General features: G+C 66.5%; 2 protein-coding genes. Both read right to left on the bottom strand.

Annotation, left to right across the window (positions count from 1 at the left end):
- Positions 1-17: 17 nt before the first annotated feature.
- Positions 18-302, bottom strand: a complete 285-nt coding sequence (paaB, locus tag AB3X95_RS38915) for a 1,2-phenylacetyl-CoA epoxidase subunit PaaB (protein ID WP_013090772.1) — start codon at positions 300-302, stop codon at positions 18-20.
- A 36-nt stretch (positions 303-338) separates the two neighbouring features.
- On the bottom strand, positions 339-1,100 hold a 762-nt coding region (gene paaA, locus AB3X95_RS38910; protein ID WP_368624002.1), incomplete at its 5' end, for a 1,2-phenylacetyl-CoA epoxidase subunit PaaA.

The raw sequence follows: 1,100 nt of genomic DNA, 5'->3' as shown, positions 1-1,100 counted from the left end.
TAGTGGTCATGGCGCGCTTACATGTGGTTGACTTCGTCGGGCAGCGTGTAGAACGTCGGGTGGCGATAGATCTTGTCGCCCGCCGGTTCGAACAGCTCGGCCTTCTCGTCGGGCGCCGAGGCGGTGATCGCCGAGGACGGCACCACCCAGATGCTCACGCCTTCCTGGCGGCGCGTGTAGACGTCGCGCGCCATGCGCAGCGCCATCGGCGCGTCGGCCGCGTGCAGACTGCCGCAGTGCTTGTGGTCGAGTCCCTGCTTGCTGCGCACGAACACTTCCCAAATCGGCCATTCCTTGTTCATTGCTGATCTCCTGATTCCTGTGATGTGCGGTGCCACTCAGGCGGCGTGCTGTTGCGCGCGCTGGCGCTGCTTCCCGGCATGGGCGAGTGCGGCTTCGCGCACCCAGGCGCCGTCTTCATGGGCCTTCACCCGCGTGGCGAGGCGCTCGCGGTTGCACGGGCCGTCGCCATTGACGACGCGCCAGAACTCTTCCCAGTCGATGTCGCCGTAATCGTAGTGGCCGCGCGCCGCGTTCCATCTGAGCTCCGCATCGGGCAGCGTGACGCCGAGCACCTTGGCCTGCTCGACGGTCGCGTCGACGAATTTCTGGCGCAGGTCGTCGTTGGTGATGCGCTTGATGCCCCATTGCGCCGACTGGTTGCTGTGCACCGAGTCCCTGTCGCTCGGGCCGAACATCATCAGCACCGGCCACCACCAGCGGTTCACCGCCTGCTGCACGAGCTCGCGCTGCGCGTCGGTGCCGGCCATCATCGCGAGCAGCGCATCGAACCCCTGGCGCTGGTGGAACGACTCTTCCTTGCAGATGCGGATCATCGCGCGGGCGTACGGCCCGTAGGTGCAGCGGCACAGCGGGATCTGGTTCATGATCGCCGCGCCGTCGACCAGCCAGCCGATCACGCCGACGTCGGCCCAGGTGGGCGTCGGGTAGTTGAAGATGCTCGAATACTTGGCCTTGCCCGCGTGCAGCGCGTCGATCAGCTGCTCGCGCGACACGCCGAGCGTTTCGGCGGCGCTATACAGATAGAGCCCGTGGCCGGCCTCGTCCTGCACCTTGGCGATCAGGATCGCCTTGCGCTT

It is taken from the genome of Paraburkholderia sp. BR13444 (genome assembly GCF_040948755.1).
Classification (GTDB): domain Bacteria; phylum Pseudomonadota; class Gammaproteobacteria; order Burkholderiales; family Burkholderiaceae; genus Paraburkholderia; species Paraburkholderia youngii.
This window is presented reverse-complemented; position numbering and strand designations above follow the sequence as displayed.

Excerpts from the sequence above, each read along its gene's own strand:
- paaB (WP_013090772.1), bottom strand. The coding sequence starts at position 302 with ATGAACAAGGAATGGCCGATTTGGGAAGTGTTCGTGCGCAGCAAGCAG.